Here is a 17,454-nt window from a genome sequence, read left to right as displayed (position 1 = left end):
ATTGTCGCGCGCCGCTCAAGAATTCGCTTGAACGAAGCCGGACACCCTTTCGAGCTGCTCCGGTACGTTGAGCGCGGGTGCATGGCCGCAACCCGGCACCTCGAAGGCCTCTAAGCGCCCCTTCGCGCCCGGCCCGCGGCGATGCATCGCTTCGACCGTCTCGCGCAGCACCAGGTCGGATTCGGCCCCGCGCAGCAGCAGCACGGGCGCTTCGATGGCGTCGTAGTGCTGCCAGATCGCGTAGTCCTCCGGATGGGCGCTGAATTGCCGCACCATCGCCGGGTCGTAATGCGGCGTGACGCGGCCGTCGGGAAGCCGGCGCGTCGAGGTCTCGGTCAACCGGCGCCACTGCGCGTCGCTGAGCCAGCCGTAGGGCTTGTAGACCGTGCGGAAGAAGGCCTCGAGTTCCATCACCGTGTCGAAGGCCGGCGGCTGCCCCGCATAGGCGCGGATCCGCTCGACGGCCGATGCCGCGATCTGCGGCGCGGTGTCGTTGAGCACCAGGCTCGCGATGCGCGGCTTCATCGACGGCTCGGCCAGGCCCGACGCACAGACCATGCCGATCGCGCCGCCCATCGAGGTGCCGACCCAGTGCACGCGCGCGAGCTGCAGCGCATCGCAGAGCCCGGCGGCGAGCCGCGCGTAGAACGAGAGCTGGTACTCGTCGTCCGGCGCCGGGCTCCACTGGCTCAGCCCGCGTCCGAGGGTGTCGGGGCAGATCACGCGATAGCCGCACGCGACGAAATGCGCGGCGAGCTCGTCCATGTCGCGGCCGGTGCGCGCCAGGCCGTGCCAGGCGACGACCACCGGCGCATCGCGCTCGCCCCAATCCATCCAGTGGATCTCGCGTCCGGCGATCTGCACGAAATTCGATGTCGGCCTATTCATCGCAAGCTCCTCGCCCTCAGTCGTCCGACGACACCGGTCGGAAAGTAATAGACCGAGAGCACGAACAGCACGCCCAGCCACAGCAGCCAGCGGTCCGGCGAGAGAAGCGCCGCCAGCCAAGGCAGCGCGCTGGCCGATTCGCTCGCCAGACGCAGCAGATCCTGCAGGTAGCTCTGCGCGACGACGAAGAGCACCGCGCCCACCACGGCGCCATACATCGTTCCCATGCCGCCGATGACCACGATCAGCAGCACGTCGATCATGATCTCGAAGCTCAGCGAGGTGTCCGGCCCGTTGTAGCGCAGCCAGATCGCGAGCATCGCGCCGGCCAGCGTCGCGAACAGCGCCGACAGCACCGACGCCGTCGTGCGATAGACCACCACGCGGTAGCCGATCGCCTCGGCGCGGAACTCGTTCTCGCGGATCGCCTGCAGCACGCGGCCGAAGGGCGAGTTGACGATGCGCAGCAACGCGAGCACCAGCACCACCGCCACCACGAAGAGCAGGTAGTAGCACAGCAGCCGGCCATCGAGCGACACGCCCAGGAACGGATCCTCGCGGAACTCGAAGCTCGGCGAGATCAGTTCCGGCAGCTTGAAGGTCAGGCCGTCCTCGCCACCGGTGAAGGCGGAGAGCTGCGAGGCCAGCGTCTGGAAGGCCGAGGCCACCGCCAGCGTGATCATCGCGAAGAAGATCGCGCGCACCCGGAGCGAGAAGAGACCGATCGCGAGCGACAGCACCAGCGACAGTGCCAGCGCCGCGCCGAGCCCGGCCCCCATCGCGCCCCACCCCGCGCCCAGCCGCGTCGCCGCGATCGCGATGCCGTAGGCGCCGATGCCGAAGAACATGGTGTGCGCGAAGCTCACGATGCCGGTGTAGCCCAGCAGCAGGTCGAAGCTCGCGACCAGCACGACGAACACCAGCACCTTGGCCGCGACGCTGAGCGCCTTCACGCCCGGAAAGATGAAGGGCGCGAACGCCAGCCCGAGCACCAGCGCGACCAGCAGCACCGCAAGCACGCGGCTGCGCGGCAGGTCGTTGGACAGGAGACGTTTCAGCATGGCCGTCCCTTCATCGGTTCGCGACCGGATAGACGCCCTGCGGGCGCCACAGCAGCACCGCGACCATCAGGAAGATGCTCGCGAACTGCGTCGCCGTGGGCAGCAGGAAGCCGACGTAGTTGGTCATCAGGCCGACCAGCAAGGCACCGATCAGCGCGCCGGTGGTCGAGCCCAGGCCGCCGATGATGATGACGATGAAGATCAGCACATTGACCTGCGCGCCCATCTGCGGCACCAGGTTCTGCTGGAACAGGCCCCACATCACGCCGCCCAGTCCGGCCAGCGCGCTGCCGACCACGAACACGCCGACGAACAGCCGGCCGATGCGGTAGCCGAGCGACTCGACCATCTCGCGGTCCTGCACGCCGGCGCGGATCAGGAGGCCGATCTTGGTGCGGCCCAGTGTCCACGCGAGCAGGCCGAACACCACGATGCCGACGGCCACCGCCAGCAGGCGGTACTTGCTGATCGCCGCATCGCCGACGAACAGCGAACCGCGCAGCGCCTCGGGCAGCGGCAGCGGAATCTGCGCCGGGCCCCAGATCACCTTGATCAGTTCCTCGCCGATGATCATGCCGCCCATGGTGATGAGGATCTGCTTCAGGTGCTGGCCATAGACCGGCCGCACGATGAAGCGCTCGAAGGCGAGGCCGACCGCGCCGGCCGCTGCCATCGCGACCAGCATCGCGGGAAAGACCGCGACCAGGTTGCGCCAGAGTTCGCCCGAGCCCGTCCAGTCGCCCATCGCACCGAGCACGCTGCTGGCGACGAAGGCGCCGAACGCGATGAAGACGCCGTGGCCGAAATTGAGCACGTCCATCAGCCCGAAGATCAGCGTCAGGCCCGAGGCGATGATGAAGATGATCATGCCCATCGCCAGGCCCGCGACGGTGAGCGTGAGCCAGGTCGATGCGGAGCCGGTGAGCGGCAGCGCGATCAGCGCGATGACCGGCACGAGCAGCAAGGGCTTCCAGTCGAACTCGATCTTCATAACGCCAACCCCAAGAGCGACTGCTGCAGTTGCGCGTCCGCCGAGAACGCCGCCATGCTGCCGCTGTGCACCACGCGCCCGTTGTCCATCACGGCCACCGTGTCGCCCAGACGCTGGGCGAAGTGGATGTTCTGCTCGACCAGCAGGATGGTGACGCCGCTGCGCTTGAGTTCGCCGAAGGCGTCGATCATGTTGTTGATGATGGCAGGCGCAAGGCCCTTGCTCGGTTCGTCGACGATCAGCAGCTCGCGCGGCTCGACGATCGCGCGCGAGACGGCCAGCATCTGCTTCTGTCCGCCGGAGAGCTTGCCGGCCGGATGGTTCCAGAACTTCTCCACCGCCGGGAAGAGCTTGAAGATCCATGCGAGGCGCGCCTCGTCCAGCTGCTCGGCATGCCTCGCGCCGCGCGCGGCCAGCAGCATGTTCTCCTTGACCGTGAGGTCCGAGAAGATGCCCATGTTCTCCGGCACATAGGCGATGCCGAGCCCGGCAATCTGCGGCGTGTGCAGCGCCGTGATGTCGGCATCCCCGAAACGCACGCGGCCCTGCGATGCATGCCACAGGCCCATGATGGTCCTGAGCGTGGTGGTCTTGCCCGCGCCGTTGCGGCCCAGCAGCATCGTGAGCTGGCCGCGCGGCACGGCGAGGTCGACGCCATGCAGGATGTGGTACGCCCCGATGTGCGTGTGCACGCCCTCGAGGCTGAGCAGATTCGCACTCATGTGTCTGGCTCCTTCCCCCTCTGGGGGAAGGTTGGGATGGGGGCCGCCTCCTTCGCGACCCCAAGGTAAGCCTCCTGCACGATGGGTGACGCGATCACCTCTGCAGGCTCGCCATCCGCCACCAATTGCCCGTTGTGCAGCACGATGATGCGGTCCGCCAGTTCGCGCACCACGTCCATCTTGTGCTCGACCAGCAGGATGGTCTTGCGCTTGTCCTGCTTCAGCTGGCGGATCAGGTCCAGGATCACCGGCGCCTCGGCAGCATTCATGCCGGCAGTCGGTTCGTCGAACATGAAGACCTTGGGCTCGAGCGCCATCAGCAACGCCACTTCCAGCTTGCGCTGGTCGCCGTGCGGCAGGCTTGCGACGACTGCATGCTCCCTGGCCTTGAGGTTGATCTGCGCGAGCAGTTCATCGGCGCGCTCGGTCAGCGCGCGGTGATCGCTCCAGATGCTCCACAGGTTGAGCCCGCGCCGGTGCGCGCCCCCGCGCGTGGCCTGCACCGCGAGCCGCACGTTCTCCAGCACCGTGAGGTGCGGAAACAGGTTGGTCAACTGGAACGCCCGCCCGAGCCCGGCCCGCGTGCGCGCCGAGGCCGGCAGGCCCGAGAGCAGTTGGCCGTCGAGCGACACTGTGCCCGCGCTCGCCTTCAACTGACCCGAGATCAGATTGAAGTAGGTGGTCTTGCCCGCGCCGTTCGGCCCGACGATCGCCGTCAGCGTGCCGGGTGCAAAACTGCAACTGACATCGTTGACCGCGATGTGGCCGCCGAAGCGAACGGTGAGTCCGCGCGTCTCCAGCATGCGCCGGCTCAGCGCTTGTTTCGGATGGGGATGTCCATTTCTTCGGGCTTGATCTCGTGCACGAGTTCAGGCACGCCCCACGCGAAGGCCGGGTCCACCTTGATCTTGAAGTGGTACATGCTCTGCATCGCCTGATGGTCTTCCTTGCGGAAGGTCATCTTGCCCTTGGGCGTGTCGAAGCTCATGCCTTCCATGGTCGAGATCAGCTTGTTGGTGCCGGTGTCGCCGCCCGTCTTCTTGAGCGCGGTCACGATCGCCATCGCGGCCGAGAAGCCGCCGGCCGTGAAGAAGTCCGGCGGCGACTTGAATTCCTTGTAGTGCATCGACACCATCGCATCGTTGACCGGGTTCTTCGGAATCCCGAAGTAGTAGTAGGCCGCGCCCTCCATGCCGGGCAGGCTCTTGTAGGCCGCCATCGCCGGCAGGATGTTGCCGCCGGTGGAGATCTCGATGCCGTAGCGCTTGAGGTCGAGGTCGACGATCTTGAACGGATTGCCCGCGCCGGCCCAGACGATCCAGATGATCTTGCGGCCCGGCTGGTCCTTGAGCTTGTCGATCAGGTGCTGCGCGCCCGCAGTGAAATCGGTGGTGGCCGGCGGCAGGTATTCCTCGTGCACCACCTTGGCCTTCTTGATCGCATCCTTGAAGGCCTTGACACCGTCGCGGCCGAAGGCGTTGTCCTGCGCCAGCGTCGCGATCGTCACGCCGGGCTTGTCGACCGCGACCGCATTGGAGATCGCATCCTGCGAGCTGTTGCGGCCGGTGCGGAAGATGTACTTGTTCCACTTGTCGCCGGTGATCGAGTCGGCCACCGCGGGCTCGACCAGCAGGATCTTCTTGTACTCCTCGGCCACCGGCAGCATCGCGAGCGCGACGCCCGAGGCCGTCGGGCCGATCGCGAGCGCGGCCTTGTCGTCGGCATAGGCCGCCGCGAGCAGCGACTTGCCGAGATCGGGCTTGCCCTGGTCGTCCTTCTCGATCACGACCAGCTTGTGGCCGTTGACCATCATGGTGCCGCCGGTCGCGTAGTCGAAGCCCATCATGAGGCCGGTCTGCGTCTGCTTGCCGTAGGCTTCGAGCGGGCCGGTCTTGCTGTAGATGTGGGCGATGCGGATGTCGTTGGACTGGGCCCAGGCCGGTGCGGTGAAGGCGGACGCGGCGAGGGTGGCGATCGCTGCAATGGCGACGACGTGACGACGATGCATTTGTTTTGTCTCCTGAAGATGATGGCTGAATACTGCAAAAGCTGTACCAGCTCGCCCCCAGGCTTCGCGCACTTCGTGTCGCTACGCCAATCCCCTACCGGGGGCAACACCAGCGGACCGGCCGAGCCGGATCCGCGGTGTTTCACGAATGGCGTTGCTTCGCTTGGCGTGGCTGAGGGTGAGACAGTCAGATTGCCTCATTTTCAGACATCTGCCTGTTGTTCAGTCAGGGTTTTCCAGACGTTCGTAGAGGGTTGCGCGGGAGATGCCGAGCAGGCGCGAGGCAGCGAGCTTGTTGCCGCTGGTGGCGGCCATCGCGGCGGCGATGGCCTTGCGTTCGAGTTCGGCGATCTGCTGTGCGAGGGGGCGCAGCAGCGTGGTCGATGGCTGCGCGGGGTCGGCGGGCGACGGCTCGGCGGGAGCGATCTTTTCCAGGCCGGCCTCGCGCAGGATGCGCTCGAGCTGCGCCGCGTCGATGCGCTGCGAGTCGCTGCGCATGGTCACCTGCTCCAGCACATTGCGCAGCTCGCGGATGTTGCCGCGCCAGTGCTGCGCGGCGAGCAGCGCCAGCGCATCGGGCGTGAGTTCGGGCGGCGCCTCGCCGCTGCGCAGGGCCATGTCCTCGCCCAGCGCCTCGACCAGCGCCGGGATGTCGGCGCGCCGCTCGCGCAGCGGCGGCACGCGCACCGGCAGCACGTTGAGCCGGTAGTACAGGTCTTCGCGAAAACGCCCTTCGCGCACCAGTGCCGCGAGGTCGCGCGAGGTCGCGGCGATCAGGCGCGCATCGAAGGGCACCAGCTTGTTCGAGCCCAGCGGTTCGATCTCGCCCTCCTGCAGCGCGCGCAGCAGCTTGGCCTGCAGGCCGAGCGGCATGTCGCCGATCTCGTCGAGGAACAGGGTGCCGCCGTCGGCCAGCTTGAACTTGCCTTCGCGCGCCTTGCGGTCGGCGCCGGTGAAGGCGCCGGGCGCGACGCCGAAGAATTCGGCTTCGAGCAGCGTGTCCGGCACGGCGGCGATGTTGACGCTGACGAACAGCTTCTTCGCGCGTGCCGAGGCCGCATGGATCGCATGCGCCAGCAGCTCCTTGCCGGTGCCGGTCTCGCCGAGCAGCAGCACCGGGCTGGACGACTGCGCCGCACGCCGCGCATGGCGCTTGACCTCGACCGCCGCCGGACTGCTGCCGATGAAGCTCGCGAAGGTGTACTTGGAACGCCGCTGCCCGTCGGCCGATTGCTGGTAGAGCGGGTTGTTGCGCTGGCTCGCGAGCTCGCGCCGCGCATCGTCGAGGTCGCGCTGCAGCAGCGCGAACTTGCTGATGAGCGGCTGCAGCGTGGTCTCCGGATGGTCGAACAGCACGATGCCGATGGCGCCGATGACCTCGCCCACCGCGCCTTCGCGCTCCTCGCGCAGCGGAATGCGGCTGACGACGAAGGTGCCGGCCTTGTTGGTGAGCAGGTCGATCAGGAAGGCCTCGCCGGTCTCCAGCACGCGGCGCATCTGCGTGTTGGGGATCACGTCCTCCACCAGATGGCCGAGGAACTGGTCGATCGACGAGAAGCCGAGCGCCGGCAGGAAGCGGCGGTAGCCTTCGTTGACCCACACGATGCGCCCGCTGCGATCGACCAGGAACATGCCCTGGCTGATGCTGGAAAACAAATGAAACATCGAGCGCGCGGCAAGTGCGAGGATGCCATCGGCGTCGAGAGGCAGTGCGGGTTGGACGGCGGTGGCGGCGGGCATGGCTGGATCGTAGCGCGCCGCCCTCCTGCATCGATGCGCGGGGCCATCGTCGTTCATCCGCGAACCGGGATTGGTTAGCATGCAAGGTTTTTTGCCATGAGGAATTCACGGCTTTCCACGCTCTGGCTCGCCGCGCCGCTGCTGCTGTCGGCCTGCGCGCTGTCGCGGCCGCCCGGACAGGTCGCGTCGCCCGCGCCGGCGCAATGGAACGCGCCCTTGCCCGGCGCCGGGCCGGTCCACGGCGCCTCGCTGCCGTCGCTGGCCGAATGGTGGCGCCAGCTCGATGATCCGCTGCTGGTCGAGCTGATCGATGCCGCGCAGGCCGCGAGCCCGACCATCGCCAGTGCCGCCGCGCGCATTGCAGAGGCACGCGCGACGCGCGTCGCGGCCGGCGCCGCCCTGCTGCCGAGCCTCGACGGCACGCTCTCGGCCACGCGCGGCAACTCCGCGTTCGGCACCTCCCCGGTCGCGACGCCGACCGGCACGACCGGATCCACGGGCGCGGCCGGCAGCGCCCTCGGCGCCTCGTCGCTGACCACGCCGATCACCACCGTGCAGGCCGGCCTGCAATCGCGCTGGGAGATCGACCTGTTCGGCCGGCTGCGCGCCGACCGCGATGCAGCGGGCGCGCGGCAGACCGGCGCCGAGGCCAAGTGGCACGACGCGCGTGTCTCGGTCGCGGCCGAGACGGCCAATGCCTACTTCGGCGAGCGCGCCTGCGAAGAGCAGCTCGCGGTGGCCGAGTCGGACACCCGCTCGCGCAGCGAGACCGCGCGGCTCACCGATCTCTCGGCGCGCGCCGGCTTCACGGCGCCGGCCGATGCCGCGCTGGCCCGCGCCGGCGCTTCCGATGCATCGGCGCGCCTCACCCAGCAGCGCGCGCAGTGCGCGGTGCTGCGCAAGGGCCTGGTCGCGATGACCGGCCTCGACGAGCCGGCGCTGCAGGCCCGGCTTGCCACGGCGCCGCTGCAGCGCGCGCTGCCGGCGGTGCATGCGATCGCCAGCGTGCCGGCCGAGGCGCTGACCCAGCGGCCCGATGTCTATGCGGCCGAACAGGCCGTCGCGGCAGCCAGCGCCGATGTCGGGTCGGCCGAGGCCGAGCGCTATCCCAAGCTCACGCTGAGCGGCTCGATCGGTCGCATGCAGTTCCGCACCGGCGGCTTCAGCGAATCGCTCGAGAGCTGGAGCGTGGGCCCGGTCTCGCTCACGCTGCCGCTGCTCGACGGCGGTGCGCGCACGGCCAACACCGATGCCGCCAGGGCGCGCTACGACGAAGCCGTGGCGCTGTACCGTTCCAACGTGCGGCAGGCCGTGCGCGAGGTCGAGGAAGCGCTGGTCAACCTGCAGGCCACCGATGCGCGCAGCGGCGATGCCGATGCCGCGGTGCAAAACTACCAGGCCTCCTTCAACGCCACCCAGGCCCGCTACGACAGCGGCCTCGCAAGCCTGTTCGAACTCGAGGACGCGCGGCGCACGCTGTTCGCCGCCCAGACCTCCCGCGTCTCGCTCCAGCGCGAGCGCGCCGAGGCCTGGGTGTCGCTCTATCGCGCCATGGGCGGCGGCTGGTCGCGGCCCGGCGCCGTTGCCGCGACAAGCTCTTCCGCCGCCACCTCGCCATGAAAAGAATGAAGCGTTCCACCCTTCTCGTCCTGCTCGTCGCGGTGCTGCTGATCGCCGGCACCGCCTTCTTCGTCGTGCGCGGCAAGTCCCCGGACCACGCCGCCAAGCCGAAGGAAGCCGCCGCGCCGCGGCCGACATTGACGGTGACCGTCGCCCGACCCGAAACCAGCGAGCTGGCCGAGACGCTGAGCGCCAACGGCAACATCGCGGCCTGGCAGGAGGCCAGCATCGGATCCGAATCCACGGGCCTCAAGCTTGCCGAGGTGCGCGTGAACGTGGGCGACGCAGTCAAGAAGGGCCAGGTGCTCGCGACCTTCTCCGGCGAGACGGTGCAGGCCGAGGTCGCCCAGGCGCGCGCCTCGCTGGCCGAGGCCCGCGCCACCGCGGCCGACGCAGAAGGCAACGCAGCGCGTGCGCGCACCCTGCAGCAGACCGGTGCGCTGAGCCAGCAGCAGATCAACCAGTACCAGACCTCGGCACAGACCGCCAAGGCCCGCGTCGAAGCGGCCGAGGCCGTGCTGGCCGCGCAGCAGGTGCGCGGCCGCAACACGCAGGTGCTGGCGCCCGACGACGGCGTGATCTCGGCGCGCACCGCGACCGTCGGCAGCGTGGTCAGCGCCGGCACCGAGCTGTTTCGCCTGATCCGCCAGGGCCGGCTCGAATGGCGCGCCGAAGTGACTTCGGCCGAACTCGGCCGCGTCGCGGTCGGCACGCCGGTCGTGATCGTCAGCGCCAGCGGCGCCGAGGTGCGCGGCAAGGTGCGCGCCGTGGCCCCGACGGTCGATCCGCAGACCCGCGCGGCGCTGGTCTATGCCGACATTCCCGACATCCGGCAGAACAGCGCCGTCAAGGCCGGCATGTTCGCGCGCGGCGACTTTCTACTCGGGCGCAGCAGCGCGCTCACGGTGCCGCAGGCGGCGATCGTGCCGCGCGACGGCTTCAACCACCTGATGGTGCTGCAGCCGGACAGCCGGGTCGCGGCGCTCAAGGTGCAGACCGGACGCCGCGTCGGCGACCGCGTCGAGATCACCACGCCGCTGCCGGCCGGTGCGCGCGTGGTGGTCGATGGCGCGGGCTTCCTCAACGACGGCGACCTGGTGCGGGTGGTGGATGCGCCCGCCGCCGAAGCGGCCAGGTAGGAACGGCGATGAACGTCTCGGCCTGGTCCATCCGCAACCCGATCCCGGCGGTGATGCTGTTCGTGCTGCTCAGCTTCGCCGGGCTGCTGTCCTTCAACGCGATGAAGGTGCAGAACTTTCCCGACATCGACCTGCCGACCGTCACCGTGTCGGCCGCGCTGCCGGGCGCGGCGCCCTCGCAGCTGGAGACCGATGTCGCGCGCAAGCTCGAGAACTCGATCGCCACCATCCAGGGCCTCAAGCACATCACGACCAAGGTGCAGGACGGCGCGGCCACGCTGATCGTCGAGTTCCGCCTCGAGAAGCCGGTGCAGGAAGCGGTCGACGACGTGCGCTCCGCGGTGCAGCGCGTGCGCGCCGACCTGCCGGCGGACGTGCGCGATCCGGTCGTCACCAAGCTCGACTTCGCGGCGCAGCCGGTGCTGGCCTTCACCATCTCGTCCAATCGCATGGACGACGAGGCGCTGTCCTGGTTCGTCGACAACGACGTCAGCAGGAAGCTGCTCGCGCTGCCCGGCGTGGGCGCGATCAACCGCGTCGGCGGCGTCACGCGGCAGGTGAATGTCGATCTCGATCCGATGAAGCTGCAGGCGCTCGGCGCCACCGCCGCCGACATCTCGCGCCAGCTGCGCCAGGTGCAGACCGAGAGCGCCGGCGGCCGCACCGACCTCTCGGGCAGCGAGCAACCGGTGCGCACGCTGGCCACCGTGCAGTCGGCCGACCAGCTCGCGGACATGCAGATCGCGCTCTCGGATGGCCGGCGCATCCGGCTCGACCAGGTCGCGCGCATCGGCGACGGCATCGCCGAGCCGCGCGCCGCCGCGCTGCTCGACGGCAAGCCGGTGGTCGGCTTCGAGGTCGCGCGCAGCCGCGGCGCGAGCGAGATCGAGGTCGGCGCCGCGGTGCACAAGGCGCTCGACGACATGCGCGCCCAGCGACCCGACATCCGGCTCACCGAAGCCTTCAACTTCGTGCAGCCGGCGCAGGAGGAATACGACGGCTCGCTGCATCTGCTCTACGAAGGCGCGATCCTTGCGGTGCTGGTGGTGTGGCTGTTCCTGCGCGACCTGCGCGCGACCTTCATCTCTGCCGTGGCGCTGCCGATGTCGGCGATCCCGGCCTTCGCGGGCATGTACCTGCTGGGCTTCTCGATCAACGTGGTGTCGCTGCTCGCGCTCTCGCTGGTGGTCGGCATCCTGGTGGACGACGCGATCGTCGAGGTCGAGAACATCGTGCGCCACCTGCGCATGGGCAAGACGCCCTTCCAGGCGGCGATGGAAGCGGCCGACGAGATCGGGCTGGCGGTGATCGCCACCACCTTCACGCTGATCGCCGTCTTCCTGCCCACCGCCTTCATGAGCGGCATCGCCGGCAAGTTCTTCAAGCAGTTCGGCTGGACCGCCTCGCTCGCGGTGTTCGCCTCGCTGGTGGTGGCGCGGGTGCTGACGCCGATGATGGCGGCCTACATCCTCAAGCCGATCGTCGGCGCCGAGAAGGAAGCCGGCTGGCTGAAGGCCTACATGCGCATGGCCGAGTGGTGCCTGCGGCATCGCTTCGCGACCATGGTGCTGGCGACGCTGTTCTTCTTCGGCTCTGTGGCGATGATCCCGCTGCTCAAGACTGGCTTCATCCCGCCCGACGACAACTCGCAGACCCAGGTCTACCTCTCGCTGCCGCCCGGCTCGACGCTGGCGAAGACCACGGCCGCGGCCGAGGAGACGCGGCGCCGCGTGATGGGCGTGGCGCACGTGAAGAGCGTCTACACCACCATCGGCGGCGGCAGCGCGGGCGGCGACCCCTTCGCCAACTTCGGCACGCCCGAGACGAGCCGCGCCACGCTCACCATCCAGCTCGATCCGCGCGGCGACCGGCCGCGCAAGCAGGTGATCGAGAACCAGATCCGCGCCGCGCTCGAATCGCTGCCCGGCGTGCGGACCACCGTGGGCCTCGGCGGCTCGGGCGAGAAATACATCCTGGCGCTGAGCGGCGACGATCCCGACGCGTTGACCACCGCCGCGCGCGCGGTCGAGCGCGACCTGCGCACCATCCCGGGCCTGGGCAACATCACCTCCACCGCCAGCCTGATCCGGCCCGAGATCGCAGTGCGGCCGGACTTCGCGCGCGCGGCCGACCTCGGCGTGACCAGCTCCGCCATCGCCGAGACGCTGCGCGTCGCGACGCTCGGCGACTACGACCAGGCGCTGGCCAAGCTCAACCTGGCGCAGCGCCAGGTGCCGATCGTTGTGAAGCTCGAGGATTCGGCGCGGCAGGATCTCGAACTGCTCGGCCGGCTCACCGTGCCCGGGGCGCGCGGCCCGGTGATGCTGAGCCAGGTCGCCGCGCTGTCGGTCGAGGGCGGCCCGGCCGTCATCGACCGCTACGACCGCTCGCGCAACGTCAACTTCGAGATCGAACTCTCGGGCGTGGGCCTGGGCGATGCGAAGGAGGCGGCGATGAAGCTGCCCTCGATCCGCCAGTTGCCGCCCGGCGTGCGCGTGGCCGAGGTCGGCGACGCCGAGGTGATGACCGAGCTGTTCCAGAGCTTCGGCCTCGCGATGCTGACCGGCGTGCTGTGCATCTACATCGTGCTGGTGCTGCTGTTCAAGGACTTCCTGCATCCGGTGACCATCCTGTGCGCGCTGCCGCTGGCGCTGGGCGGCGCCTTCGTCGGCCTGCTGATCGGGCAGAAGGCGCTGTCGATGCCCTCGCTGATCGGGCTGATCATGCTGATGGGCATCGCGACCAAGAACTCGATCCTGCTGGTGGAGTACGCGATCGTCGCGCGCCGCGACCATGGCATGAGCCGCTGGGACGCGCTGCGCGACGCCTGCCACAAGCGCGCGCGGCCGATCATCATGACCACGCTCGCGATGGGCGCCGGCATGCTGCCGATCGCGATCGGGCTCGGCGCGGCCGACTCGAGCTTTCGCTCGCCGATGGCGATGGCGGTGATCGGCGGCCTGATCACCTCGACCGTGCTGAGCCTGCTGGTGGTGCCCGCGGTGTTCACCTACGTCGACGACATCGAGCACTGGCTGCGGCGCACCGTGCGGCGCCTGCGCGGCAAGCCGGCCGAAGCGCCGGAGGCGGCGCAGCCGGCGCCGCACTGAGTCGCGACCGGACAATGCGCCGCCCACCTACCCCGGCACGCTCCGGCTTCGCACACCGTGGGCGCCCGTGCAGCGGCAACATGCCTTCCTGTCCACCGACCGGAGCTGCGCCATGCATCGATTCCGTCTTCAGGCCACGGGCCTCGCCGCTGCGCTGCTGATGGCCGCCGCCGCCCATGCCCAGCCGGCACCCGGGCTCGCGCAGGCACAGCAGCGCTACGAGCGCGAGATCGCGGCCTGCAACAACGGCAGCCTGCCCGCGCCCGCACGCGAAGGCTGCATCCGCAATGCGGGCCAGGCGCTGGACCGCGCACGCGGCGGCCCGGCGACGGATGTCGTGGCACCCACGCCCGACGGCCGCGCGGTCATCGTCAGCCCGGCAGGTGCGACGCCGCCATCGAGCGGCTCCGATGCCACGACCTCGCGCGACGGGCGCGCGACCATCGTGCTGCCGGCGGACGCTCCGCCAGCGAAATAAGTCACGGCGGCCGGTCGGGATTGGCCCGTCGCGACCGGGCCATTGGCTCCTGCGAGCGATGCGAAAAACGGTGGCGCGCACGACACTGCCTCTGCTTGCTGTCACGCATCCCTCAGCCACTCGGAACGCCATCATGGACACACTGCTGCTGATCGCTTTCAACCTGGTCTTCGTCCCCTTCCTGCAGGAAGCGGAAGCACTGGGTCGGGAACATCGCCGCGTCCCCGGCGTTCCGAGTGTGCTCAGGCTTGCACGCACGCGCCGGGCGCGCTGGTTCAAACCCTTCTGCGTGCTGGCGCTTCTCTTCTACGGCGCCCTGATCGCTGTGCCGGCAAGACACCACTTCCAGGGCATGATCCTGGCGTTGGATCTGCTGCTGATGCAGGTCTTCCTCTGGACGGTCGTCATCCGAAAGATCCTCCAGACGGCGCGCAAGCAAGCCGGCAACGCGGAGCGCTTTCCCTACGGCCCGCGCCCGCTCTCCTCGCTCACGGTCTATTGATGCGTCGGGCGCTCAGCCCGCGTTCACCGCCCGCAGCTTGCGCTCGCCCATCCGCCGGGCCACGCGCGGCAGGATCATGACGGCCAGCACGATGACGATCAGCACGATCGACATCGGCCGCTGGAAGAAGACCACCGCGCTGCCCTCACCGATCGACATCGCGTTGCGCAGCTGGGCCTCGGCCAGCGGCCCGAGGATCATGCCCACCACCACCGGCGCGGTCGGAAAGTCGAAGCGCCGCATCAGCACGCCGAGCACGCCGATCGCATAGAGCAGGAACAGGTCGAACGCACTCTGGCGCATGCCATAGGCGCCCACCGTCGCGAAGATCAGGATGCCCGCGTAGAGCTGCGGCTTCGGAATCTTCAGCAGCTTGACCCAGAGCCCGACCATCGGCAGGTTGAGCACCAGCAGCATCACGTTGCCGATGTAGAGCGAGGCGATCAGCGCCCACACCAGCGCGGCCGAGGTGGTGAAGAGCTGCGGCCCGGGCTGGATGCCGTAATTCTGGAAGGCACCGAGCAGGATGGCGGTGGTGTTCGAGGTCGGGATGCCGAGCGTGAGCAGCGGAATCAGCGCCGCCGTCACCGTCGCGTTGTTGGCGGCCTCGGGACCGGCCACGCCTTCGATCGCGCCCGCCGTGCCGAACTCGGACCGGGCCTCGCCCTTGGCCAGCTTCTTCTCGGTCGCATAGCTCAGGAAGGTCGGGATCTCGGTGCCGCCGGCCGGAATGCAGCCGAAGGGCGTGCCGATGGCCGTGCCGCGCAGCCAGGCCGGCACCGAGCGCTTCCAGTCGCGCGCGCTCATGTGCACGCGGCTCAGCCTGTTCTGTGCCTCCACGACCTTGCCTTCGTAGAGCACCGCATACAGCACCTCGGCCACTGCGAACAGGCCGACCGCGACCAGCACGATCTCGATGCCGTCGAGCAGTTCGGGAACGCCGCCGGTGTAGCGGCCCTGGCCCGAGATCTGGTCGAGTCCGACGCAGCCCGCGGCCAGGCCGACGAACAGCGCCGTCATGCCACGCAACGTGCTCTTGCCGAGCACCGCGCTCACGGTCGTGAAGGCCAGCAGCATCAAGAGGAAATACTCGGGCGGCCCGAGCTTGACCGCGAAGTCGGCCACGAAGGGCGCGAACAGCGTGACGATCACGGTCGCGATCGTGCCGGCAACAAAGGAGCCGATGGCCGCGGTCGCGAGCGCCGCGCCCGCGCGGCCGCTCTTGGCCATCTTGTTGCCCTCCATTGCGGTCACCATGCTGGCCGTCTCGCCTGGCGTGTTCAGCAGGATGGAGGTGGTCGAGCCGCCATACATGGCGCCGTAATAGATGCCCGAGAAGAAGATCATCGAGGCCGTGACGTCGACCTTGCCGGTGATCGGCAGCAGCATCGCCACTGCCACCGCCGGCCCGATGCCGGGCAGCACGCCGACCGCCGTGCCGAGCGCGCAGCCGACCAGGCACCACAGCAGGTTCGCCGGCGTGATCGCCAGCGCGAAGCCATGCATCAATGCATTGAAGATATCCATTCAGATCCACCCCGTGGCGCTCAGGCCTGGCAGGTTGATGGCCAGGAATTTCGTGAACGTCCAGAACACCGGCGCCGAGATCAGGAGGCCTGTCACGCAGTCGACAAGCCAGGTGCGCGGCGCATTCACGCCGCCCTGCCCGCCGGCCCGGCGCAGGCCCTGCACCGCGAGCAGGTAGCACAGCGTGCAGCTGAGGACGAAGCCGAGCGTCGTGATCAGCGCCGCATTGAGCAGCAGCCCCGCCGACACCCAGACGAAGCCGGCCCAGTCGCTGTGCGTCGCGCCCGAAGGCGCATCCATCTCGCGAAAGCCGCCGGTGCGGGCCTCCCAGACGATCCACGCACCGCACACGGTGAGCGCGACCGCCACCAGCCACGGCAGGAAATTGGGCCCGACGCCGCCGTAGCCGGCCTCGGACGAAATGCCGATCGCGCCGAACGCGAGCGCCAGGCCCACGACCAGAACGCCGACCCCGACCAGGGTTTGCGGCCAGAGCGCTGCTGGCGTTTCAGCGGACGCCCCGACCGGAGGGTTCGAGCTTGTTGTCATTTGTTCTGTGCTCCAAAAAGCAATCGAGGTGCCGCCTGTCCCCTTCCAGAAACACCGCGGATCCGGCTCTGCCGGGCCGCAGGTGTTGCCCCTGCAAGGGGGTTGGCGAAGCGACACGAAGTGCGCGAAGACTGGGGGTGGGCTTAGACCATTCCCGATTTGGCCATCGTCGCGCGCAGGCTCGCGAATTCGTCATCGACGAACCTGGCGAAGGCATCGCCCGACATGACGGCCGGCGTCCAGTCGTTCTTCTTCAGCGCCTCGTTCCACGCCGGCGTCTTGAGCGCAGCCAGCACCATGTCGGTCAACGCCTTGCGCTGCTCGGCCGTGATGCCCGGCGCGCCATAGACGCCGCGCCAGTTGCCGATCTCGACGTCGATGCCCTGCTCCTTGAGCGTCGGCACGTCGATGCCGGGCAGCCGCGTGCCGGAGGTGACCGCGATGGCCCTCATCTTGCCGGCATGGATGTACTCCGCGAACTCGCTGTAGCCGCTGCCGCCGACGGTGACGTTGCCGCCCAGGATGGCCGCCGTCGCCTCGCCGCCGCCGCGGAAGGCGACGTAGTTGATCTTGGACGGGTCGACGCCGACCTTCTGCGCGATCATCGCCGCCGCGATGTGCTCGGTGGAGCCGCGCGAACCGCCGCCCCACTTCACGCTGCCCGGATCCTTCTTGAGCTGCTCGACCACGTCCTTCATGGTCTTCAGCGGCGAGGCGGCCGGCAGCACGAACACGTTGTATTCGCTGGTGATGCGCGCGATCGGCGTGGCCTGCGACAGGTTCACCGGCGGCTTGCCGGTGATGATGCCGCCGAGCATCACGGCGCCCATCACCATCAGCGCATTCGAGTCGCCCTTGGAACCGTTCACGAACTGCGCCAGCCCCAGCGCGCCGGCGGCGCCGCCCTTGTTGTCGTAGGTGACGGTATCGGCCAGCTTGCCGTCGGTCAGGGCCTTGCCCAGCGCGCGGCCGGTGGTGTCCCAACCGCCGCCCGGGTTGGCCGGGATCATCATCTTGACGTTGGCCGCGGCCCAGGCCGAGAGTGGCAACGAACCGGTGGCCGCGAGCGCGGCCAGCGATTTAAGGAAAGTGTCTCTGCGCATCCGTGTCTCCTTCGAA

At 68.9% G+C, this 17,454-nt stretch carries 15 protein-coding genes; 5 read left to right on the top strand and 10 right to left on the bottom strand.

Annotation, left to right across the window (positions count from 1 at the left end; translation table 11 throughout):
- Positions 1-15: 15 nt before the first annotated feature.
- The 7 genes from E5P2_RS11645 to E5P2_RS11615 all read right to left on the bottom strand — a co-directional run bounded on the left by E5P2_RS11645 (position 16) and on the right by E5P2_RS11615 (position 7,410).
- Positions 16-888: an alpha/beta fold hydrolase gene (locus E5P2_RS11645; protein WP_232080666.1), complete on the bottom strand. Its 873-nt coding sequence runs from the start codon at positions 886-888 to the stop codon at positions 16-18.
- Complete coding sequence (locus E5P2_RS11640; RefSeq protein ID WP_162567232.1) at positions 885-1,949, bottom strand: branched-chain amino acid ABC transporter permease; 1,065 nt, start codon at positions 1,947-1,949, stop codon at positions 885-887. The genes E5P2_RS11645 and E5P2_RS11640 overlap by 4 nt, the downstream gene beginning before the upstream one ends.
- Before the next feature lie 10 nt (positions 1,950-1,959).
- Complete coding sequence (locus E5P2_RS11635) at positions 1,960-2,940, bottom strand: branched-chain amino acid ABC transporter permease (protein ID WP_162567231.1); 981 nt, start codon at positions 2,938-2,940, stop codon at positions 1,960-1,962.
- Positions 2,937-3,662 carry an ABC transporter ATP-binding protein gene (locus E5P2_RS11630; protein WP_162567230.1) on the bottom strand — a complete coding sequence of 242 codons (726 nt, stop codon included), beginning with the start codon at positions 3,660-3,662 and terminating at the stop codon, positions 2,937-2,939. Before E5P2_RS11630 ends, E5P2_RS11635 begins: the two co-directional genes overlap by 4 nt.
- Entirely contained in the window at positions 3,659-4,465 is an 807-nt protein-coding gene (locus E5P2_RS11625) for an ABC transporter ATP-binding protein (protein WP_162567229.1), read from the bottom strand. Before E5P2_RS11625 ends, E5P2_RS11630 begins: the two co-directional genes overlap by 4 nt.
- Positions 4,466-4,473: 8 nt before the next feature.
- Positions 4,474-5,670: a substrate-binding domain-containing protein gene (locus E5P2_RS11620; RefSeq protein WP_162567228.1), complete on the bottom strand. Its 1,197-nt coding sequence runs from the start codon at positions 5,668-5,670 to the stop codon at positions 4,474-4,476.
- A gap of 222 nt (positions 5,671-5,892) precedes the next feature.
- Entirely contained in the window at positions 5,893-7,410 is a 1,518-nt protein-coding gene (locus E5P2_RS11615; RefSeq protein ID WP_162567227.1) for a sigma-54 interaction domain-containing protein, read from the bottom strand.
- Between the two features lie 96 nt (positions 7,411-7,506).
- Here E5P2_RS11615 and E5P2_RS11610 point away from each other — a divergent pair, with 96 nt between their 5' ends.
- The 5 genes from E5P2_RS11610 to E5P2_RS11590 all read left to right on the top strand — a co-directional run bounded on the left by E5P2_RS11610 (position 7,507) and on the right by E5P2_RS11590 (position 14,259).
- Entirely contained in the window at positions 7,507-9,030 is a 1,524-nt protein-coding gene (locus E5P2_RS11610; RefSeq protein WP_162567226.1) for an efflux transporter outer membrane subunit, read from the top strand.
- Positions 9,027-10,169 (top strand): efflux RND transporter periplasmic adaptor subunit, encoded by a 1,143-nt coding sequence (locus E5P2_RS11605; protein ID WP_162567225.1) that lies wholly within the window; start codon positions 9,027-9,029, stop codon positions 10,167-10,169. Before E5P2_RS11610 ends, E5P2_RS11605 begins: the two co-directional genes overlap by 4 nt.
- 8 nt (positions 10,170-10,177) lie before the next feature.
- Positions 10,178-13,279, top strand: a complete 3,102-nt coding sequence (locus E5P2_RS11600; protein ID WP_162567224.1) for an efflux RND transporter permease subunit — start codon at positions 10,178-10,180, stop codon at positions 13,277-13,279.
- 112 nt (positions 13,280-13,391) lie between these two features.
- Complete coding sequence (locus E5P2_RS11595) at positions 13,392-13,757, top strand: hypothetical protein (RefSeq protein ID WP_162567223.1); 366 nt, start codon at positions 13,392-13,394, stop codon at positions 13,755-13,757.
- A gap of 133 nt (positions 13,758-13,890) precedes the next feature.
- Positions 13,891-14,259, top strand: coding sequence for a hypothetical protein (locus E5P2_RS11590; RefSeq protein WP_162567222.1), 369 nt, complete (start codon positions 13,891-13,893; stop codon positions 14,257-14,259).
- Positions 14,260-14,271: 12 nt separating this feature from the next.
- Here E5P2_RS11590 and E5P2_RS11585 read toward each other — a convergent pair whose 3' ends face one another.
- The 3 genes from E5P2_RS11585 to E5P2_RS11575 all read right to left on the bottom strand — a co-directional run bounded on the left by E5P2_RS11585 (position 14,272) and on the right by E5P2_RS11575 (position 17,438).
- Complete coding sequence (locus tag E5P2_RS11585) at positions 14,272-15,786, bottom strand: tripartite tricarboxylate transporter permease (RefSeq protein ID WP_162567221.1); 1,515 nt, start codon at positions 15,784-15,786, stop codon at positions 14,272-14,274.
- The gene (locus tag E5P2_RS11580; RefSeq protein ID WP_162567220.1) at positions 15,787-16,335 is read right to left on the bottom strand and encodes a tripartite tricarboxylate transporter TctB family protein; all 549 of its coding nucleotides are present in this window, start codon (positions 16,333-16,335) and stop codon (positions 15,787-15,789) included.
- A 143-nt stretch (positions 16,336-16,478) separates the two neighbouring features.
- The gene (locus E5P2_RS11575) at positions 16,479-17,438 is read right to left on the bottom strand and encodes a Bug family tripartite tricarboxylate transporter substrate binding protein (protein ID WP_162567219.1); all 960 of its coding nucleotides are present in this window, start codon (positions 17,436-17,438) and stop codon (positions 16,479-16,481) included.
- Positions 17,439-17,454 lie beyond the last annotated feature (16 nt).

Source organism: Variovorax sp. SRS16, from assembly GCF_901827165.1.
Lineage (GTDB): Bacteria > Pseudomonadota > Gammaproteobacteria > Burkholderiales > Burkholderiaceae_C > Variovorax.
The sequence above is the reverse complement of the archived record's forward strand: the minus strand, read 5'-3'. Positions and strand labels throughout refer to the sequence as shown.

Coding starts and splice junctions, on each gene's coding strand:
- E5P2_RS11600 (WP_162567224.1), top strand. CDS start 10,178: ATGAACGTCTCGGCCTGGTCCATCCGCAACCCGATCCCGGCGGTGATG.
- E5P2_RS11580 (WP_162567220.1), bottom strand. CDS start 16,335: ATGACAACAAGCTCGAACCCTCCGGTCGGGGCGTCCGCTGAAACGCCA.
- E5P2_RS11575 (WP_162567219.1), bottom strand. CDS start 17,438: ATGCGCAGAGACACTTTCCTTAAATCGCTGGCCGCGCTCGCGGCCACC.
- E5P2_RS11625 (WP_162567229.1), bottom strand. CDS start 4,465: ATGCTGGAGACGCGCGGACTCACCGTTCGCTTCGGCGGCCACATCGCG.
- E5P2_RS11595 (WP_162567223.1), top strand. CDS start 13,392: ATGCATCGATTCCGTCTTCAGGCCACGGGCCTCGCCGCTGCGCTGCTG.
- E5P2_RS11615 (WP_162567227.1), bottom strand. CDS start 7,410: ATGCCCGCCGCCACCGCCGTCCAACCCGCACTGCCTCTCGACGCCGAT.
- E5P2_RS11610 (WP_162567226.1), top strand. CDS start 7,507: ATGAGGAATTCACGGCTTTCCACGCTCTGGCTCGCCGCGCCGCTGCTG.
- E5P2_RS11585 (WP_162567221.1), bottom strand. CDS start 15,786: ATGGATATCTTCAATGCATTGATGCATGGCTTCGCGCTGGCGATCACG.
- E5P2_RS11620 (WP_162567228.1), bottom strand. CDS start 5,670: ATGCATCGTCGTCACGTCGTCGCCATTGCAGCGATCGCCACCCTCGCC.
- E5P2_RS11640 (WP_162567232.1), bottom strand. CDS start 1,949: ATGCTGAAACGTCTCCTGTCCAACGACCTGCCGCGCAGCCGCGTGCTT.
- E5P2_RS11605 (WP_162567225.1), top strand. CDS start 9,027: ATGAAAAGAATGAAGCGTTCCACCCTTCTCGTCCTGCTCGTCGCGGTG.
- E5P2_RS11590 (WP_162567222.1), top strand. CDS start 13,891: ATGGACACACTGCTGCTGATCGCTTTCAACCTGGTCTTCGTCCCCTTC.
- E5P2_RS11635 (WP_162567231.1), bottom strand. CDS start 2,940: ATGAAGATCGAGTTCGACTGGAAGCCCTTGCTGCTCGTGCCGGTCATC.
- E5P2_RS11630 (WP_162567230.1), bottom strand. CDS start 3,662: ATGAGTGCGAATCTGCTCAGCCTCGAGGGCGTGCACACGCACATCGGG.
- E5P2_RS11645 (WP_232080666.1), bottom strand. CDS start 888: ATGAATAGGCCGACATCGAATTTCGTGCAGATCGCCGGACGCGAGATC.